Raw genomic sequence first — 17,542 nt, forward strand, 5'->3', positions numbered from 1 at the left:
CAGCGGCCCGATCAGCGGCACGCAGCCGCGGGGGTCACTCGAAAGCGGGCGTCAGGGGGACCGATCGGCACAGGGGGAGCGAGCCCCGCCGGGGGCGCCCCTCAGCGGAAGGGGCGCGAGTTCACACGGCGGGGAGACCGAGCCCCGACGAAATCAGAACGCGGTGTACCGCTCCGGCATGGGGAACTCGACACCATCCAGCTCCAGCGTGCAGCCAGGCTTCACCCGCACCAGATGCGGTTGGTGCACCCGGACCCGGAAGCTGCGGGCGGGGTCCTCGGGGAGTTCGCCCGTCAGCACCGTCGTCCCCGTCCCGTGCTCCCGGCGGTACGCGATCACCTTGCCGTCCACGAGGAGCTCGATGCCTCCGGTCCTGCCAGGACCCACGTTCACGGTGATCGAGTGACTCCCCCGGTCGACGTGGAAGTGGTGGTTGCGCGACATGCCACTCCTCCGCGGACCCCCGCCGTTCGGCCGCTCCCCAGCCTAAGTCCGCGACGGGCCGCCCGCAGGGCCGGCCGGCACAGTCATGAAGCCGTAACAACGCCGGTGTAGCCGGGAACTGGGTGTGCCGGATATGTGTCTACCGTGAGGAGAGCGAGGGGGCGGGATGAACGCGTGGTCGGTTCCTGGATACACGGAGACCAGGGAGCTCGGCGCGGGCGGCAGCGGTCGCGTGGTGCTCGCCGTGCATGACGTGACGGGCATCCCGGTCGCCGTCAAATACCTCGGCGAACGGCTGCGGCGGGACACCGCCTTCGTCCGGGAGTTCCGGGCGGAGGCGCGACTGCTCGGCGGCCTGGAGTCGCCGTATGTCGTACGGCTCTACGAGTACGTCGAGGCGCCGGAGGGCGCGGCCATCGTCATGGAGCTGGTCGACGGCATCGCCCTGGGCACGCTCCTGGCCCGCGAGGGGCAGACGGGCCCTGAGGCCGCGCTGGCGGTGCTGAAGGGGTCGCTGCTCGGGCTCGCCGAGGCCCACCGCACAGGCGTGGTGCACCGCGACTACAAGCCGGGAAACGTCCTGGTGGCGGCGGACGGTTCCTCCAAGCTGGTCGACTTCGGCATCGCCACGAACCGGGGCACCACGCCCGGGGTGGCGGGCACGCCCGCGTACATGGCGCCAGAGCAGTGGAGCGGGGAGCCCGCCTCACCCGCGGCCGATGTCTACGCGGCGACGGCGACCTTCTTCGAATGTGTGACCGGTCGCAAGCCGTACCCCGGGCAGAACTTCGCCGAGCTGGCGCTCCAGCACACCAGCGCGCCGATCCCTGAGGAGGAGGTGCCACCGGCGCTCCGGCCGCTGATCCGGCACGGGCTGGCGAAGACCCCCCAGGAGCGCCCGTCGGACGCCGACGCGTTCGTGGCCGAGCTCGAGCAGGTCGCGGTCGGGGCGTACGGCCCCGACTGGGAGGAGCGGGGGCAGCGGAAACTGGCCGCGCTCGCCTCGCTGCTGCCGTTGCTGCTCCCCTCGGGTGGCGCCGCGCCCGCGGGGACCACCGCGCTGGCGACGACGGTGCTGCCGCCCGGCCGTGGGCTTCGCGCCCTGTGGCCGGGGGCTCAGGGCCTGCTGGCCGGGGCGCTCGCCCTGGTGCTGGGGCTGGCGCTGGCCCTCGCGGCGCGGGCGGACGGGGAGGAAGCGGGGCGTACCACGGCCCAGGCGCTGGCCACCACCAGCGCGCTGCCCAGCGGTGCGCAGCCGTCCCCGGGGGCTTCGGGTCCCGGTGCGCCGGAGTCCGCAAGCCCTTCGGCCGGCCCGAGCGCTTCCGTGGAGGTGTCGCCTTCGGCATCCCCGACCGCCACGGACGCACCGACCTCGGCACCGCCTTCGGCGTCCGACCCGCCCACGGTGACCGGTCCACCGACCGTGTCCGACCCGCCGGTGACCTCCGACCCTCCGACCTCACCGGAGCCCGATCCCGTGAAGGTCGTGTCGGTGTCCATCGGCTCGCTGCGGCAGACGGGGACGGTGACCGCACAGGCCACGGTGGACGTCGTCACGGACGGCACCGACCCGGTGACCATCACCCTGGACTGGGCCACGGCCGACGACAAGGCGGGCGCCGGTTCCCCCGACGGCGGCAGTGACACCTTCCAGCGCGAAGGCGCCACGCGCTACTCCCTCACCGTCAACCACGCCTTCCGCGGCGGCGGCTGCTACTGGATCGCCCGGGTGGGCTCCACGCCCGCGGCGGGGAACGGCGGCTCCGAGCAGCGGATCCTGATCAGACGGTGCGTGATCACATGACCGAGCCACGCGATGTGTCCGGCGCGCCCGGGGCGTCCGCCGAGCCGGACGACGACTACAGCGCCACGGTGCTGGCCAGCCACTGGATCGAGCGGCCGGAGCCTGAGCCCGGACCGGGGTCGGAGGACCTGACCGTCCCCGACCGGACCGAGGGCCCGGTGCTCCGCTTCGGACCCGGGGTCACGGCCACCACCGTCTGGCACGGCACGCTCCCGGGCCTGCCGCCTGCGGCCCCGGTGCGCCCGGTCTCCCGCTTCGCGGGCCTGCGGCGCTACACCCTCGCCGCCGTGATCCTCGTCGCGGTGCTCTGCTACCTCGGCTGGGACCGGTACGGGCCGGGCGTCTCGGTTCGCGAGCTGTCGGTGAGTACTCCTGCCGGTGGGCCAGGGTGCGACGGCACCTCGGTGATCACCGCGCTGGTGGAGACGAACGGACGGCCGGGCACCGTGAGGTACCGCTGGGTGCGCAACGACGGGACCGTTTCGGAGGAGCTGGCCGAACGCCTGGCCCGCGGGCAGCGGCAGGCACGGCTGAAGCTGCGGTGGACCTTCCACGGCGAGGGTGTCTTCGACGCCCGCGCCGAGGTGCGGATCACCTCTCCGGTGGAGCGTTCGGCGGCGACCCGGTTCACGTACACCTGCGGATGAGCCTCACGGGGCAGGGAGGTTTCGCGGTGCGCCCGCCCCCTCCGGGCCTCGTGACCTCAGGGTGGACGGGTTCCTCCTGATGGCGCCGGAGCCCCGGACGGGCGGGGATTTCCGGGACCACCGCCCCCATGGAGCGGCTCATGTGCGGGGACCGTGTGATCTACGGCGCGGGCGGGTATCCCTTACGCGTCCCCGTCCCGCAGGCGGACCAGGGTCCCCGAGGCGGGAATGCCCCCGTATGGCCCCGCAGGGCCCCACGGTGCTAGAAAGAAGACCGTGATCAGGCCACTGATCAGAAAACGCCCCATGAGCGTCGCCGGGCAGGTCTTCGTCCTCCAGGTGGCGGTCGTGGTCCTGCTCGTGCTCGGGACGATCCTGGCTCTGGTGCTCCAGTCCAGGCACGACACCGACCGCGAGGCACAGAACCGCTCCATCGCGGTGGCGGAAACGTTTGCTCACTCCCCGGGGCTCCAGGCCACGCTGAAACTGCCCAACCCCTCGCGGGTGCTCCAGCCGATCACCGAGGAGACCCGCAAGGCCGCGGGGGTCGACTTCATCGTGGTGATGGACACCAAGGGGATCCGCTACACCCATCCCCTGCCGGAGCGGATCGGGCACCGGTTCGTCGGGACGATCGAGCCCTCGCTGAGGGGTGAGGTGCTCGTCGAGAGCGTCCACGGACCGCTGGGTCACGAGGTGCAGGCGGTAGTGCCGGTGACCGCGCGCGACGGCAAGGTGGTCGCCCTCGTTTCCGCGGGGCTCAAGGTCAAGAACGTGGCGGGTGCGGTGAACCGTCAGCTGCCGGTGATCCTCGGTGCCGGGGCGGTCGGGCTGGCCCTCGCCACGGCCGGTACGGCGCTGACCACCCGGCGGCTCAAACGCCAGACGCACGGCCTGGGGCCCGCCGAGATGACCCGGATGTACGAGCACCACGACGCCGTGCTGCACGCGGTGCGCGAGGGTGTCGTCATCGTCGGCGGGGACGGCCGTCTGGTGCTCGCGAACGACGAGGCGAAACGACTCCTCGACCTGGGCCAGGACGCCGAGGGGCAGCCGGTCGCCGGCCTGCCGGGGCTCGATCCCGCCACCGCCGAGCTGCTCGGTTCGGGTCGTACCGCCACCGACGAGGTCCACTCGGCCGGGGAACGGCTGCTGGTGGTCAACCAGCGGCCCACCGACGGGCCGGGCGGCCCGCTGGGCACCGTCGCCACCATCCGCGACTCCACGGAGCTCCAGGCCCTGACGGGCAGGGCGGAACTGGCCCGCAAGCGGCTCCAGCTGCTGTACGACGCCGGGGTGGGCATCGGGACGACGCTCGACGTCACCCGGACCGCACGGGAGCTCGCGAATGTCGCGGTACCCCGCTTCGCGGACTTCGTGACCGTCGACCTGGCCGACCCGGTGCTGAACGGCGAGGAGCCGAACGGCACGGGCACCCCTCATATGCGCCGCACGGCGGTGAGCGGCATCCGCGACGACCACCCCCTCTACGAGCTCGGCAAGCTGATCGCCTTCCTGCCGTCGACTCCACAGGCCAGGGGGCTCGGCACCGGGGTGGCGGAACTCGTGCCCGATCTGTCGGACGCCCCGGGCTGGCTGGCCCAGGATCCGGACCGGACGCACGCCGTGGTCTCGTACGGCATCCACTCGCTGATCACCGTGCCGCTCCAGGCACGCGGCGTGGTCCTCGGCGTGGCCAACTTCTGGCGCTCCGAGAAGCCCGGCCCCTTCGAGGACGAGGATCTGTCACTGGCGGAGGAGCTGGTGGCGCGGGCCGCGGTGTCCGTCGACAACGCCCGCCGCTACACGCGCGAGCACGCCCTGGCCGTGACCCTTCAGCGCAGTCTGCTGCCCCGTGCCCTCCCGGAGCAGAGCGCGGTCGAGGTGGCGCACCGCTATCTGCCGGCGCAGTCGGGGGTCGGCGGAGACTGGTTCGACGTGATTCCGCTGCCGGGCAGCAGGGTGGCCCTGGTGGTCGGTGACGTGGTGGGCCACGGGCTGCACGCCGCCGCGACGATGGGACGGCTGCGTACGGCGGTGCACAACTTCTCGACCCTGGACCTGCCTCCGGACGAGTTGCTCGGGCATCTGGACGACCTGGTGGGGCGGATCGACCAGGACGAGCCCGGTGGTGAGGGGAGCCCGTCGATGACCGGCGCCACATGTCTGTACGCCGTCTACGACCCCGTCTCCCGCACCTGCTCCATGGCCAGGGCGGGCCACCCGCTGCCCGCTCTGGTGCACCCCGACGGCCGGGTGGACTTCCCCGAGCTGCCGGCCGGGCCCCCGCTCGGTCTGGGAGGCATGCCGTTCGAGGCGGCGGAGCTGACGCTGGAGGAGGGCAGTCGGCTGGTGTTCTACACGGACGGTCTGATCGAGGACCGCAGCCGGGACATCGACGTCGGTATCGAGCTGTTGCGTCAGGCGCTCGCCCACGCCGACCGCACCCCGGACGAGACCTGCCAGGACGTGCTGGACGCGCTGCTGCCGGCCCGCGCGAAGGACGATGTGGCGCTGCTGATCGCCCGCACCCGGCACCTCGGCTCGGACCGGGTCACCGAGTGGGAGGTGCCGTCCGATCCGAGCGCGGTCTCCGGGATGCGGGCCAGGGCCGGCCGCACCCTGGAGGCCTGGGGGCTGGCGGACCTCGCCTTCGGCACCGAACTGATCCTCAGCGAGCTGCTCACCAACGCCATCCGGTACGGCTCGGGGCCGATCCGCGTGCGGCTGCTCCACGACCAGAGCCTGACCGTCGAGGTGGCCGACGGCAGCAACACCTCGCCCCATCTGCGGTACGCGGCCACCACCGACGAGGGCGGCCGTGGGCTGTTCCTGGTGGCGCAGCTCGCCCAGCGCTGGGGCACCCGCTACACCCACGGCGGAAAGATCATCTGGGCGGAGCTGCCGCTGCACGGCAACGCGCCTCATGACGGGGTGACCTCGCTTCTCGGTTTCACGGACGACGAGCTGCTCTGATGCTCAGGGCCGGCCCACGCTGAGGCGCAGGGCCGGGCCGCCGCACTCAGGTCCGCTCCTGCCCCGGATTCACGTGCTCCCCCGGTGTCGCGAACTCCGCGACCGCGTCGGCGCCGACCACCGCTCCGGTCGACTTCCTGCCGCGCCTGAGCCGCCGCTCCAGCCAGCCCGCGAAGGTGGTCAGGGCGAAGTTCAGCACGATGAAGACGACGGCCACGACGGTGAAACTGGCGATGGTGTTGGCGCCGTAGTTGGCGCTCATCGGTCGGACCGATGCCAGCAGTTCGGAGAAGCCCAGAACCGCTCCGCCGAGCGCCGTGTCCTTCACGATGACCACGAGCTGGCTGACGATCGCCGGGAGCATGGCCGTCACCGACTGCGGCAGCAGCACGTACCGCATCGACTGGCCCTTGCGCATGCCGATCGCCTTGGCCGCGTCCGTCTGGCCGCCGGGCAGGGACAGAATGCCCGCGCGGACGATCTCGGCGAGCACGGAGGCGTTGTAGAGCACCAGCCCGGTCACCACTGCGTACAGCGGACGGTCGTCCGGGCTGACGGCTGTGAACTCGGCGTACGCGGCGTTGGCGAACAGCATCAGGACGAGCACGGGGATGGCACGGAAGAACTCCACGAACAATCCCGCGACGGCCAGGACCCACCGATGCTGAGACAGCCGGGCGATGCCGAACAGCGCGCCGAGCGGCAGGGCGATCGCCATGGAGAGGGCCGCGCCGACGAGGGTGTACTCCAGGCCCGGGAGGATGTAGGTCGTCCATACCCGCGGATCGGTGAAGAACGGCGCCCATTTGGACCACTCCAGCTGGCCCTTCTCGGCGAGGCTGCGCACGACCCACCAGATCAGGGCGGCGAGCGCGACGAGGAAGACCGCTGTGTACACGGCGTTGCGCCGCCGGGCGCGCGGTCCGGGCGCGTCGTAGAGCACGGAGGTCATCGCCGCACCGCCACCTTCCTTGCCACCCAGCCGAGCAGCAGCCCCATGGGCAGGGTGAGGCAGATGAACCCGAAGGCGAAGATGGCGGAGATCAGGATGAGCTGGGCTTCGTTCTCGATCATCTCCCGCATCAGCAGCGCGGCCTCGGCGACCCCGATGGCAGCGGCCACCGTGGTGTTCTTGGTCAGGGCGATCAGCACGTTCGCCAGTGGTCCGACCACGGAGCGGAAGGACTGCGGGAGCACGATGAGGCCGAGCACCTGCGGAAAGCTCAGGCCGATGGCCCGGGCGGCCTCCACCTGTCCGACGGGCACGGTGTTGATCCCGGACCTCAGGGCCTCGCAGACGAACGCCGCCGTGTAGGCGGTCAGTCCGAGCACCGCCAGCCGGAAGTTGATCCCCTCGAAGGTGCTCGCTCCCAGGGTCACTCCGAGGGTCTGGAACAGACCGAGGGAGGTGAAGACGATGATGACGGTCAGCGGGATGTTCCGCACGATGTTGACGTACGCGGCGCCGACACCGCGCATCAGGGGCACGGGGCTGACCCTCATCGCCGCCAGCACGGTGCCCCACACCAGCGCCCCGACGGCGGAATAGACCGTGAGCCGGATGGTGGTCCAGAAGGCCCCGAGCAGGTCGTACCCCTCAAGGAAGTCGAACACGGGCTCCCGCCTTCCGCTTCGCGTCGGGCCGTCAGCTGACGACGACGCCGATCTTCGGCGGCGGCTCGTTCCGGTATCCGGCGGGTCCGAAGTTCTTCTTCACATACGCTTCCCAGGTGCCGTCCTTGACCATCTTCTCCAGGGCGGCGTTGATCTTGTTCTTGAGCTCGCTGCCCTTCTGGACCCCGATGCCGTAGTTCTCGTTGCTCAGCTTGAACCCGCCGAGCTTGAACTTCCCCTTGAACTGCTCCTGTGCCGCGTATCCGGCGAGGATCGAGTCGTCGGTGGTCAGCGCGTCGACGGCCTTGTTCTCCAGCCCGGTCAGGCATTCGGAGTAGCCGCCGTACTCCTGGAGCTGGGCCTGGGGGGCGATCTTGGTCTTGACGTTCTGCGCCGAGGTGGAACCCGTGACGGAGCAGAGCTTCTTGTTGTTCAGATCCGACGGCTTGGTGATGGAGCCGTCGTTCGCGCGCACGAGGACGTCCTGGTGGGCCAGCAGATACGGGCCCGCGAAGTCGACCTTCTTGCGGCGCTCGTCGTTGATGGAGTACGAGGCCGCGATGAAGTCCACGTCGCCCCGCTGGAGCAGCGTCTCGCGGTCGGCGCTCTTGGCTTCCTTCCACACGATCTGGTCGGGCTTGTAGCCCAGCTGCTTCGCTATGTACGTAGCCACGTCGACGTCGAAGCCCGTGTACTTGCCGTCCGGGGTCTTCAGCCCGATGCCCGGCTGGTCGTACTTGATACCGACTGTGATCTTGTCCTTGTCGTCGCCGGTCTGACCGCCGCCGTCCGAGCCGCAGGCGGCTACGGTGCCGGTCAGGGGCAGCAGGAGCGCGGCGGCTGCCATGGTGGCCTTGCGTAGCTTCATGGTGATCGTCCCTGGAAGTCAGTGGTGAAGGATCTTCGACAGGAAGTCCCTGGCTCGGTCGCTGCGCGGGTTCGTGAAGAACGCGTCGGGCGTCGTCTCCTCCACGATCCGCCCGTCGGCCATGAACACCACGCGGTTGGCGGCCGAACGGGCGAAACCCATCTCGTGCGTGACGACCACCATGGTCATGCCGTCCCGGGCGAGCTGCCGCATGACCTCCAGCACTTCGTTGATCATCTCCGGGTCCAGTGCCGAGGTGGGCTCGTCGAAGAGCATGATCTTCGGGTCCATGGCCAGGGCCCGGGCGATGGCGACGCGTTGCTGCTGGCCGCCGGAGAGCTGGGCGGGGTACTTGTCCGCCTGGGCGGCGACCCCGACCCTGTTCAGCAGTGAGCGGGCCCGTGCCTCGGCCTCGGACTTCTGCTTCTTGCGGACCTTGAGCTGTCCGAGCGTGACGTTCTGGAGCACGGTCTTGTGGGCGAAGAGGTTGAAGGACTGGAACACCATGCCGACGTCGGCGCGCAGCCGGGCGAGCTCCCTGCCTTCGGCCGGGAGCGGTCTGCCGTCGATGACGATCTCGCCCGAGTCGATGGTCTCCAGGCGGTTGATGGCGCGGCACAGGGTCGACTTGCCGGACCCGGACGGCCCGATGACGACGACCACTTCGCCCCGGTGGACGGTCAGGTCGATGTCCCGGAGCACGTGCAGGGCGCCGAAGTGCTTGTTGACCTTGCTCAGCTCGACCAGTGCGCTGCCCGTACCCGCGGCGGGATGGTCCGTGCTCACGTTCACCCCGCCTCTCGGTCACCGGGCACCGGGGAGGGCTCGGGCAGCTGCTGTTCCGTCCAGATGGTCTTGCCGCCTCCGGTCAGCCGGGTCCCCCAGCGGCGGCTGATGTGGGCGACCATGTCCAGTCCCCGGCCGCCCTCGTCGTCGTCCTCGGCGTGCCGCAGATGGGGCGCCGCGGTGCTGGTGTCGGACACCTCGCAGATGAGGGCGGCGTCCCGGATCAGCCGGAGCTCGACGGACCCGGAGGAGTAGCGGACGGCGTTGGTGACCAGCTCGGTGGCGATGAGCTCGGTACTGAAACCCAGCTCCCCGAGGCCCCATGTGCCGAGCAGCCCGGAGACGAGGCGGCGGGCGGCGGCCGCGCTGGCCGGCTCGTTGGGCAGGTTCCAGGAGCCGATGCGGTCGGGGCCGAGGACGCGGGTGCGGGCCATCAGCACCAGGGCGTCGTCCTGGGGCTCGTCGGGGAGCAGGGCTGCCAGCAGCCTGTCGCACAGCTCCTGCAGGGGAGTGTCGGGCCGGCTCAGGACGGAGCGGTAGTGAGCGAGCCGGCTGTCCGTGCTTCCCGGGTCCGGCGTCCCCGGGAACATTGCCTGGTTCTGGAGGACGAGGACACTGCCTTCGGGGAGCCGGACGGTGGTGGCGGTGTACTCGCCCGCGCCCCTGCCCAGCACCGGGCCGTCCGGGCCGTCGATCACCCGGATCTGCCCGTCCGGAGGCACCAGGACGGGCGGGGGGTGGCCCGCGCGGGCCACGGCGCAGAGCCCGGTGGCGGGGTCGTACACCGCGTAGACGCATGACGCCGTCAGGAGCGGTTCGTCGCGGCCCGGTTCCCGTAGCTCACTTCCGAGCCGCACCGTCAGGTCGTCCAGCCGGGCGAGGAGATCGTCGGGCTGGAGGTCCATGGCGGCGAAGGCCCCGACAGCCGTGCGCAACCTCCCCATGGTGGTCACGGCCCGCATTCCCCGGCCCGACACGTCGCCTGCCACGAGCGCCACCCGGGTCCCGGAGAGCGGCAGGACGTCGTACCAGGCTCCGCCGGATGCCACCGGCAGATAAGCGTAGGCGGTCTCCAGGGCGCTGTGCGCCGGGAGCCGGGCGGGCACCAGGGTGCGCTGGGTGAGACGTGCGAGGGTGTGCTCACGGGTGAAGCGGCGGGCGTTGTCCACGCAGACGGCGGCCCTGGCCACCAGGTCGGTCGCGAGCTCGAGGTCCGCTTCGTCGAAGGGGTCGGAGCCGCGCAGACGGTAGAAGGCCGCCATGCCCAGCACCACCCCGCGTGCGGTGAGCGGAACGGCCATCAGGGAGTGTGCGCCCGCTTCCCGCAGCAGCTCCGCCCACCGCGGATCCCGGGCGAGGCGGGTGTCGTCGGCCTCCAGCTCCCTTATGAGCCGTGGTTGCAGATCGCCCAGCGCCCCGGCGAAGGGGGTGCCGTACGGCATCACCCGCACGTCGCCGACCCGGATGGGATTCTGCTGGGCGAGGGAGCCGGCGACGCGGATGCCCGCCCTGCGGACGGTGATGGGCTCGGTCAGCGGGCCGGGGGCTGGGGCTTCGCCGTGCAGGACGGAGTCCAGTACATCGACCACGGCGGCGTCGGCCAGCTCGGGCGCGGCGACGTCGGTGAGCTCCTGCGCGGTGCGGAAGACGTCGAGGGTGCTGCCGATGGCCGCTCCGGCCCGGTAGAGCAGGTCGAGACGCCGCTCGGCGCTGTCACGTTCGGTGATGTCCACCGTGGTCGCCGCGACACCCAGGGGGTTTCCCTCGCGGTCACGGATGCGGAACGCGGTGATGGACAGCAGTCTGACGTCCTCGCCTGTGCCGGGCAGCCGCCCCCGGTAGCGCAGGTCCTTGATCGCTTCGCCGGTGTCGAGCACCCGGCGCACCCTTTGCTCGGTTTCGGCGTCGATGAGCCCGAGCTCCCGCCAGGTGCGGCCCTGCAGCTTGCGCGCCTCCAGGCCCCGCACCCCCGGCGCGGCGGAGTTGAACCGCACGATGCGCAGCTCGCGGTCCATCACGTGCAGCCCGATCGGGGGCTGTGTGAAGAGCGCGTCGAGCACTGCCTCATCGAAGTCGGGATCCATGCCGTACGGACCTCCTTTGTCGTACGGCTTTGCCGGTCGTACGGCGCAGGTGTGCACACCTTGTCCTCCATTGAGCCGCGCCGCGCGGGGTAGCGCACCCCGGCTCGGGTCCGACCGGGTGAAGTGCCCGGAACCGGCCATTGCCGGAGAGCGCCGAGTGGCGGCTCGCGCACGTTCGGCGACGGACTCCGCAGAGCGGGCGCAGGCGTCTCACCGGTGCATATGCCGGGCGGCGCGCGGGGCACGGCACGCGCCCGCCCCCGTTCGAAACCGCCGGTTTCTCGCCGGAAGGGCTGTCCCGTACTCCGAACGGGGCAGACGCGGCGGGCGGCGCCCTCCTAGCCTTACCCAGCCCGACGGTCACCCTGACCTACGGGCTCGCGGGCGACTCGGGCCGCGACGACGACATCGGCTTCCACTCGTGCCTTTACTGCGAGTACAACAACGGCCAAAGCAGCAAGGACGCCATCGCGAACACGCCACACATCCATGTCGCCTGCGACCCGCCCACCTCCGAGCCACAGGCCACACGGGGCACAGCCTGACGCGCGACACTCCCCGACCCGCTTGCCCCATCCGCCCCTTGTGACCAGGCCTTCCCCCTCTGGCACACGCGCACCAGTACAGCGGTCCATCGCGCACCGCGCCGTCGGCCATCGTCGGCTCGCACACGGGCGCATCCCCCGCAGTACGCGCATCACATTGGCTGAAAATCATCAGGTCGCGATCCATCGCGTTGTCTGGACCACTGGCGAATGTAAGCGTTTTCCCGCTGCGCCCGCTTGATCGCGTCACGACCCGGGCCGACTCGATCCCCTGCGCTTTTGCGTCAACTTTCACGTAAGGCGCACAGAACCCACACAGCAGGCGCCACCATGTGACCGACAGGGCATGGCGACTTCCGCGCTCGGGGGAGGGCGTGGTCGTCGTGCCGGGGGGTTAGGGGGAGGGACTTTCACCGCATGAAGCGGACCCGCACTTCGCGGACCATACGCACGGCCGCGCTCACCGCAGGAGCACGCAGCCTCACGCTCGGGGTGCCGTCGGCGCCCGCGCAGGCCGCCGACGGGACACCGCGCATCGATCTGCGGGTGCTGGCCATGTCAGACAGGGGGGCGGCCACGGCCTCGCCCACCGCCGGGCTCGACGGCCCGGGCACCCCGTACACCGCCGCCGAACCCAGCGACGCCCAGCGCCCGGTGACCGACGCCGGGTTCCTGGCCACCACCGCCACGGCACCGTCGCCGGACGTACCCGGGGCCGCCGGGCTCGGGAACCCGGCGGCCCCGGGCCGAACCCGGCGCAGCTGAACCAGCGGCCCGCTCGTACCGGGCCGCTCGTACCGGGCCGCTCCGGCTCGTCGCGAGGCATCGGGTTCCAGGAGCCGTTCGCGCCCGGAACCCGATCCGCTCGCTATCCGCACCGTTCTTTACTGCCGTGGAGCCCATTCCATGCACGTTCAGCACCGCGCGCCGCGCCCGGGCGCGGCGCGGGTCACCCTGCTCACCGAAGGCACCTACCCCCACAGTCACGGCGGGGTGAGTGTCTGGTGCGACCAACTCGTCAGTGGTATGCCCGATATCGACTTCGACGTGATCGCGGTGACCGGCACCGGCCGCGAGTCACTCGCCTGGGACCTGCCGCAGCATGTGTCCGAGCCCGTGACGGTGCCCATGTGGGGTCCGGCGCCGACGGGCGCGCCGCCACGCGGGCGCCGGGAGCGCCTGCTGATGGCCTCGTACGAGAGATTCCTGACCGCCCTTCTCGACCCGTCGGCCGAGGATGGTTTCGCCCCCGCGCTGTACGAGATGGCGCACGCCGCCCGGGACGGCCGGCTCAGCCCCGCGCTGCGCGGTGACCGGGCCCTGCGGGTGCTGACCGGGGTGTGGAACCGGCGGGGCCTGCCGGTACGCGAGGCCCGTCCCACCCTGCACGACGCCGTCACCGCCACCGGTCTCCTTGAGCACGCGCTGCGGCCCCTGAGCGCCCGGCCGCCCGAGCACGGGGTCGCCCACGCGGTCAGCGGGGGCGTCGCCGTCCTCCCCGGGCTCGCCGCCAAGGAACTGCACGGTGTGCCACTGCTGCTGACGGAGCACGGGGTGTATCTGCGGGAGCGCTATCTGGGCTACCGCACGGGGCCGTACCGATGGCCCGTGAAGGCGGTGCTGCTCGGTTTCTTCCGGCTGCTGGCCGAGGAGACCTACCGGCAGGCCGCCCTGGTCACCCCCGGCAACCGCTACAACCGGCTCTGGGAGGAGGAGGGCGGAGCCGATCCGCAGCTCATCCGCACGGTCTACAACGGCGTCGACCCCGCGGCCTTCCCGCCCGCGGGCCCCGAACCGCAGCGCCCGACTCTCAGCTGGGCCGGCCGGGTCGACCCGATCAAGGACCTGGAGACCCTGATCAGGGCGTTCGCGGAAGTCCGGGAAGTGCTTCCGGAGGCCACGCTGCGGCTGTTCGGCGGTACCCCGCGCGGCGGCGAGGCGTACCGGGAGCGGTGTGAGGCGCTGGCCGCCTCGCTGGGACAGGGCGACGCGGTCACCTTCGAGGGCCGGGTCGACGACATCCGGGACGCCTATGCGGCGGGCAGTGTGGTGATGCTCTCCAGCATCAGCGAGGGCTTCCCCTTCACCCTCATAGAGGCCATGTCGTGCGGCCGGGCGACCATCTCCACCGATGTGGGCGGGGTACGGGAGGCCGTGGGCGACGCCGGACTCGTCGTGCCGCCGCGCGATCCGGCCGCGATGGCGGCCGCGGCTCTGGAACTGCTGGGCGACCCGGCACGCCGGGCGGCGATGGGTGAGGCGGCCAGGCTGAGGGTCATCGATCAGTTCACGCTCCGTCAGACCATCGAGACCTTTCGGGGCATCTATCTGGACCTGTCCGTGCGCGGCATGTTCCAGCTCGCCGATCCATGGGGCGCGGACCTCGACAGCACGGTGATGCTGAGGAGCGTGGCCGGATGAGCGGCCCCCTGTCCCTCGAACCCGGTGGCGGCCGTGATGACACGCTGGCCCTGCGGCTGAGCGCCACCCACGACACCACGCTCGCGCTGCGTGTGGCCAGGGCTCCCGAGGATCCGGTGGACCGGCTGGCGGCGGACATGGCCGACCAGATCGGGCCCGCCGTGCACGCCTGGGAGGTGGCCGCCCTACTCGAGTCGGAGGGGCTGACCGGTGAACAGATCAGGGAGCGGTACCGCCATCCGGGTCTGTTCTCGCTGGCCGGGGATCTCTACGGACGGGTGCCGCGCAGCTTTCCCGAGCCGCCGCGAGGCGCCGATCCCTGGGCGCCGGACCATGTCCGGTGCGCTCTGCGCGGCGTGCTGTTCGCCCTGCCGGGTCTCGCGTATGTCCTGACCGGGCGGCTGTGGCACGGGGAGCGGGGGGTGTACGCGCTGATTGCGGCCGGGCTGCTGTCCTGGGCATGGGGGCAGGCGCTCAGCCACCGGGCGTATCTGCGGCTGGCGGTGGGGCGGCGGGAGTCGGGCAGGACGCTGCTGTCCGGCGCCCCGGCCGGTGCGCTGATCTCTTCGGCTGCGGCGCTTGCCGTGGCGGGCCCCGGGCCTGCGGCGCTGTTCGCCGTGGGCCAGTCGCTGTATCTCGCCGCGGCCGGGGTGCTGCTGGTGTGCGGGAGGGAGCGGCTGCTGCTGGCCACGCTGGCCCCGCTGATCGCGGGCACCGCGGTGTTGCCGTGGTGGGAACCGGGTGCCGTGGTGCGGATCGCCCTGCCGGCGTTGACGGTGCTGTTGTCCCTCGCCGCTGCGGGGCGCTCCGTCCTGGAGATGCTGCGAGCCGGTGCGGTGGCCGGGGACGGCACCCGGCCGAAGCTTTTCGCGTCGCTGCCGTACGGGCTGTTCGGGCTGGGCGCGGGGGTGCTGGTGACGTTCGTGGGACAGCGCAGTGCGCTGGCCGTTGTGGCGCTGACCTTGAGCATGGGCCCCGCGGAGTGGCTGCTGTACCGCTATCGGGGCCTCTCGCTCACGGCGCTGAGGGCGGCGGCGGACGAGCCGGGCTTCCGGCTCCGGTCGGCGGGGACGCTGGCAATCTGCCTCGGCGGCTATCTGCTGCCGCTCGTACCGGCCGCGCTGCTGACGGAAGCGCCGCCCGGGCCGGTGGTCGCCGTCGCGGCCCTGCTGTGGACGGCGCTGCTCCTTCAGGCGTTCGGTATCGCCTGGACCCCGGCCGTGATCACCGTCGGCGCGGCCTCGGTAGCGGCGCTCTCGGCGGTCACGGCCGGAGCACCGGACACATCGGTCCTGCTGCTGTGCTGCGCCACCGCCGCGGTGCTCCTCACCGCGAGCGCGCTGTGGCTACTGGGGCGGCCCACCGCACACGCCTGATTCCCCGCCCGACCCGGGGCAGTCCCGCACGGTCCGGGACCACTACGCATCGCACATCCACGATCACCAACAGACACGGGTTCGAGACAGCCACCAGAAACACCGGGGACAGCCCCCGGGCACCACACAGCACGTCCCAGGAAAGGAACCACTCACCGTGACCTCGACTTCAGCTCCCCTGGCCGCCGTCACCGGGGCCGAGGGCTTCATCGGCTCCCATCTGACCGAGACCCTGGTCGCCGCCGGCTACCGGGTGCGCGCCATGGCCCAGTACAACTCCTTCTCCTCCTACGGCTGGCTGGAGACTCTGCCGTCGGAGGTACTCGACGAGGTGGAGATCGTCCTCGGCGATGTCCGCGACCCGGGGTCCGTCCGCGGCCTCGTCCAGGGCGCCGACGCCGTCTACCACCTCGCCGCGCTGATCGCGATCCCGTACTCGTACCAGGCACCGCACAGCTACGTGGACACCAATGTCACCGGCACGCTCAATGTGCTGGAGGCGGTGCGGGCACTGGACATCCCGCGGCTGGTGCACACCTCCACGAGTGAGACCTACGGCACCGCGCAGACGGTGCCGATCACCGAGGACCACCCCATCAACACCCAGTCGCCGTATGCCGCCTCGAAGGCAGGCGGGGACCGGCTGGCGGACAGCTACCACGCGAGCTTCGAGACCCCTGTGGTGACTCTGCGCCCCTTCAACACCTTCGGTCCCCGGCAGTCCATGCGCGCCGTGATCCCGACGGTCATCGGCCAGGTGGCGGCGGGAGCGAAGACCATCACCCTCGGGGACCTGCGGCCCACCCGGGACTTCACCTTCGTCAAGGACACCGCGCGGGCCTTCCTCGCCGTTGGCACCGCTCCCGCGGAGGCGGTGGTGGGGCGGACCTTCAACGCCGGTACGGGCGGCGAGATCTCGGTGGGTGACCTGGTCCGGCTGATCGGCAAGGTGATGGACACCGACCTCGACGTGCAGGAGGACGAGCAGCGTATCCGCCCCCCCGCTTCCGAGGTGATGCGCCTGGTCGCCGACGCCTCCCGACTGCGCGAGGCGACGGGCTGGGCACCGGAATCCGACCTGGAGCAGGGGCTCCTGAAGACCGTCGAGTTCTTCCGCGACCCCGCCAACCTCGCTCGCTACAAGACCGACATCTACAACATCTGACGACTACCGATCAAGAAACCCACCGAAGAACGACCGGACTGGACCCTCACCACCCATGTTCCATCAAACCGCCGTACCCGCAGGGGGCTCCTCATGCACGCAGTGATTCTCGCCGGAGGCAAGGGCATCCGGCTGCGTCCGTACACCACCGCCCTCCCCAAGCCACTCGTGCCGATCGGAGACCAGCACGCGATTCTGGAGATCGTCCTCAGGCAGCTCGCCGCCTGCGGATTCACCAGCTGCACCATCGCCGTCGGCCATCTCGGGCAGATCATCCGCGCCTACGTCGGCAGCGGTTCACGCTGGGGGCTGACGATCGACTACGCGATCGAGGAGAGTCCCCTGGGCACCATGGGCCCCCTGCTGACCATGCGGGACCGGCTGCCCGAGTCGTTCCTGGTGATGAACGGCGACGTCCTCACCGACCTCGACTACGCCGACGTACTGCGCCGGCATGTCGCGTCCGAGGCCGCGCTGACCATCGCCACCTACGCCCGCAAGGTCCATATCGACTTCGGTGTGCTGACCACGGACGAGAACCGGGTGGTGGGCTTCAGGGAGAAGCCCAGCATGGACTACCGGGTCTCCATGGGTGTGTACGGGCTCTCCCTCGGCACCCTCGACGGGTACACCCCGGGGCTGCCGCTGGGCTTCGACGAGCTGGTCCTCGACCTGCTGAAGCACGGCAACCCGCCGCACGCCTACGAGTTCGACGGCTACTGGCTGGACATCGGCCGCCCCGACGACTACGACCGGGCCAACGCCGAGTTCACCACGCACCAGTCCCTGTTGCTCAAGGGAGCCTGAACGTC

General features: G+C 71.1%; 14 protein-coding genes. 8 read left to right on the plus strand and 6 right to left on the minus strand.

Features of this window, described 5'->3' with window-relative positions:
- Nucleotides 1-153 precede the first annotated feature (153 nt).
- Nucleotides 154-444 carry a hypothetical protein gene (locus ABZ532_RS14150; RefSeq protein ID WP_361282325.1) on the minus strand — a complete coding sequence of 97 codons (291 nt, stop codon included), beginning with the start codon at nt 442-444 and terminating at the stop codon, nt 154-156.
- Nucleotides 445-610: 166 nt separating this feature from the next.
- Between ABZ532_RS14150 and ABZ532_RS14155 the strand changes: the two genes are divergently transcribed.
- The 3 genes from ABZ532_RS14155 (at nt 611) to ABZ532_RS14165 (ending at nt 5,871) form a co-directional block, all read left to right on the plus strand.
- Nucleotides 611-2,248, plus strand: coding sequence for a protein kinase (locus ABZ532_RS14155; protein WP_361282327.1), 1,638 nt, complete (start codon nt 611-613; stop codon nt 2,246-2,248).
- Complete coding sequence (locus ABZ532_RS14160) at nt 2,245-2,895, plus strand: hypothetical protein (protein ID WP_361282329.1); 651 nt, start codon at nt 2,245-2,247, stop codon at nt 2,893-2,895. The genes ABZ532_RS14155 and ABZ532_RS14160 overlap by 4 nt, the downstream gene beginning before the upstream one ends.
- 306 nt (nt 2,896-3,201) lie before the next feature.
- Entirely contained in the window at nt 3,202-5,871 is a 2,670-nt protein-coding gene (locus ABZ532_RS14165; RefSeq protein WP_361282331.1) for a SpoIIE family protein phosphatase, read from the plus strand.
- A 46-nt stretch (nt 5,872-5,917) separates the two neighbouring features.
- Here ABZ532_RS14165 and ABZ532_RS14170 read toward each other — a convergent pair whose 3' ends face one another.
- Genes ABZ532_RS14170 through ABZ532_RS14190 form a run of 5 tightly spaced genes read right to left on the minus strand, consistent with a single transcriptional unit; the run spans nt 5,918 to nt 11,223 of the window.
- Nucleotides 5,918-6,823 carry an amino acid ABC transporter permease gene (locus tag ABZ532_RS14170; RefSeq protein ID WP_361282333.1) on the minus strand — a complete coding sequence of 302 codons (906 nt, stop codon included), beginning with the start codon at nt 6,821-6,823 and terminating at the stop codon, nt 5,918-5,920.
- Nucleotides 6,820-7,485: an amino acid ABC transporter permease gene (locus ABZ532_RS14175; protein WP_361282335.1), complete on the minus strand. Its 666-nt coding sequence runs from the start codon at nt 7,483-7,485 to the stop codon at nt 6,820-6,822. The genes ABZ532_RS14170 and ABZ532_RS14175 overlap by 4 nt, the downstream gene beginning before the upstream one ends.
- Nucleotides 7,486-7,516: 31 nt before the next feature.
- Complete coding sequence (locus ABZ532_RS14180; RefSeq protein ID WP_361282337.1) at nt 7,517-8,353, minus strand: glutamate ABC transporter substrate-binding protein; 837 nt, start codon at nt 8,351-8,353, stop codon at nt 7,517-7,519.
- Between the two features lie 18 nt (nt 8,354-8,371).
- Nucleotides 8,372-9,139: an amino acid ABC transporter ATP-binding protein gene (locus ABZ532_RS14185; protein ID WP_361282339.1), complete on the minus strand. Its 768-nt coding sequence runs from the start codon at nt 9,137-9,139 to the stop codon at nt 8,372-8,374.
- 2 nt (nt 9,140-9,141) lie between these two features.
- Nucleotides 9,142-11,223 carry a SpoIIE family protein phosphatase gene (locus tag ABZ532_RS14190; RefSeq protein ID WP_361282341.1) on the minus strand — a complete coding sequence of 694 codons (2,082 nt, stop codon included), beginning with the start codon at nt 11,221-11,223 and terminating at the stop codon, nt 9,142-9,144.
- A gap of 962 nt (nt 11,224-12,185) precedes the next feature.
- On the opposite strand from ABZ532_RS14190, the gene ABZ532_RS14195 reads away from it, so the two are divergent.
- The 5 genes from ABZ532_RS14195 to ABZ532_RS14215 all read left to right on the plus strand — a co-directional run bounded on the left by ABZ532_RS14195 (nt 12,186) and on the right by ABZ532_RS14215 (nt 17,537).
- A complete protein-coding gene (locus ABZ532_RS14195; RefSeq protein WP_361282343.1) occupies nt 12,186-12,533 on the plus strand; it encodes a hypothetical protein in 348 nt (115 codons plus the stop codon).
- 141 nt (nt 12,534-12,674) lie between these two features.
- Nucleotides 12,675-14,189, plus strand: a complete 1,515-nt coding sequence (gene pelF / locus ABZ532_RS14200; protein ID WP_361282345.1) for a GT4 family glycosyltransferase PelF — start codon at nt 12,675-12,677, stop codon at nt 14,187-14,189.
- Nucleotides 14,186-15,565 (plus strand): hypothetical protein, encoded by a 1,380-nt coding sequence (locus tag ABZ532_RS14205; RefSeq protein ID WP_361282347.1) that lies wholly within the window; start codon nt 14,186-14,188, stop codon nt 15,563-15,565. Before pelF ends, ABZ532_RS14205 begins: the two co-directional genes overlap by 4 nt.
- A gap of 157 nt (nt 15,566-15,722) precedes the next feature.
- Nucleotides 15,723-16,730, plus strand: coding sequence for an SDR family NAD(P)-dependent oxidoreductase (locus ABZ532_RS14210; RefSeq protein WP_361282349.1), 1,008 nt, complete (start codon nt 15,723-15,725; stop codon nt 16,728-16,730).
- A gap of 93 nt (nt 16,731-16,823) precedes the next feature.
- Entirely contained in the window at nt 16,824-17,537 is a 714-nt protein-coding gene (locus ABZ532_RS14215; RefSeq protein ID WP_361282351.1) for a sugar phosphate nucleotidyltransferase, read from the plus strand.
- Nucleotides 17,538-17,542: the final 5 nt, after the last annotated feature.

Origin of the sequence: Streptomyces sp. NPDC019396 (assembly GCF_040632375.1) — a bacterium.
In the GTDB taxonomy this organism is placed as follows: Bacteria; Actinomycetota; Actinomycetes; order Streptomycetales; family Streptomycetaceae; genus Streptomyces.

Bases quoted from the DNA above. Each gene is read 5' to 3' on its own strand.
- ABZ532_RS14190 (WP_361282341.1), bottom strand. From the start codon at position 11,223: ATGGATCCCGACTTCGATGAGGCAGTGCTCGACGCGCTCTTCACACAG.
- ABZ532_RS14155 (WP_361282327.1), top strand. From the start codon at position 611: ATGAACGCGTGGTCGGTTCCTGGATACACGGAGACCAGGGAGCTCGGC.
- ABZ532_RS14195 (WP_361282343.1), top strand. From the start codon at position 12,186: ATGAAGCGGACCCGCACTTCGCGGACCATACGCACGGCCGCGCTCACC.
- ABZ532_RS14160 (WP_361282329.1), top strand. From the start codon at position 2,245: ATGACCGAGCCACGCGATGTGTCCGGCGCGCCCGGGGCGTCCGCCGAG.
- ABZ532_RS14150 (WP_361282325.1), bottom strand. From the start codon at position 444: ATGTCGCGCAACCACCACTTCCACGTCGACCGGGGGAGTCACTCGATC.
- ABZ532_RS14165 (WP_361282331.1), top strand. From the start codon at position 3,202: ATGAGCGTCGCCGGGCAGGTCTTCGTCCTCCAGGTGGCGGTCGTGGTC.
- pelF (WP_361282345.1), top strand. From the start codon at position 12,675: ATGCACGTTCAGCACCGCGCGCCGCGCCCGGGCGCGGCGCGGGTCACC.
- ABZ532_RS14180 (WP_361282337.1), bottom strand. From the start codon at position 8,353: ATGAAGCTACGCAAGGCCACCATGGCAGCCGCCGCGCTCCTGCTGCCC.
- ABZ532_RS14170 (WP_361282333.1), bottom strand. From the start codon at position 6,823: ATGACCTCCGTGCTCTACGACGCGCCCGGACCGCGCGCCCGGCGGCGC.
- ABZ532_RS14205 (WP_361282347.1), top strand. From the start codon at position 14,186: ATGAGCGGCCCCCTGTCCCTCGAACCCGGTGGCGGCCGTGATGACACG.
- ABZ532_RS14215 (WP_361282351.1), top strand. From the start codon at position 16,824: ATGCACGCAGTGATTCTCGCCGGAGGCAAGGGCATCCGGCTGCGTCCG.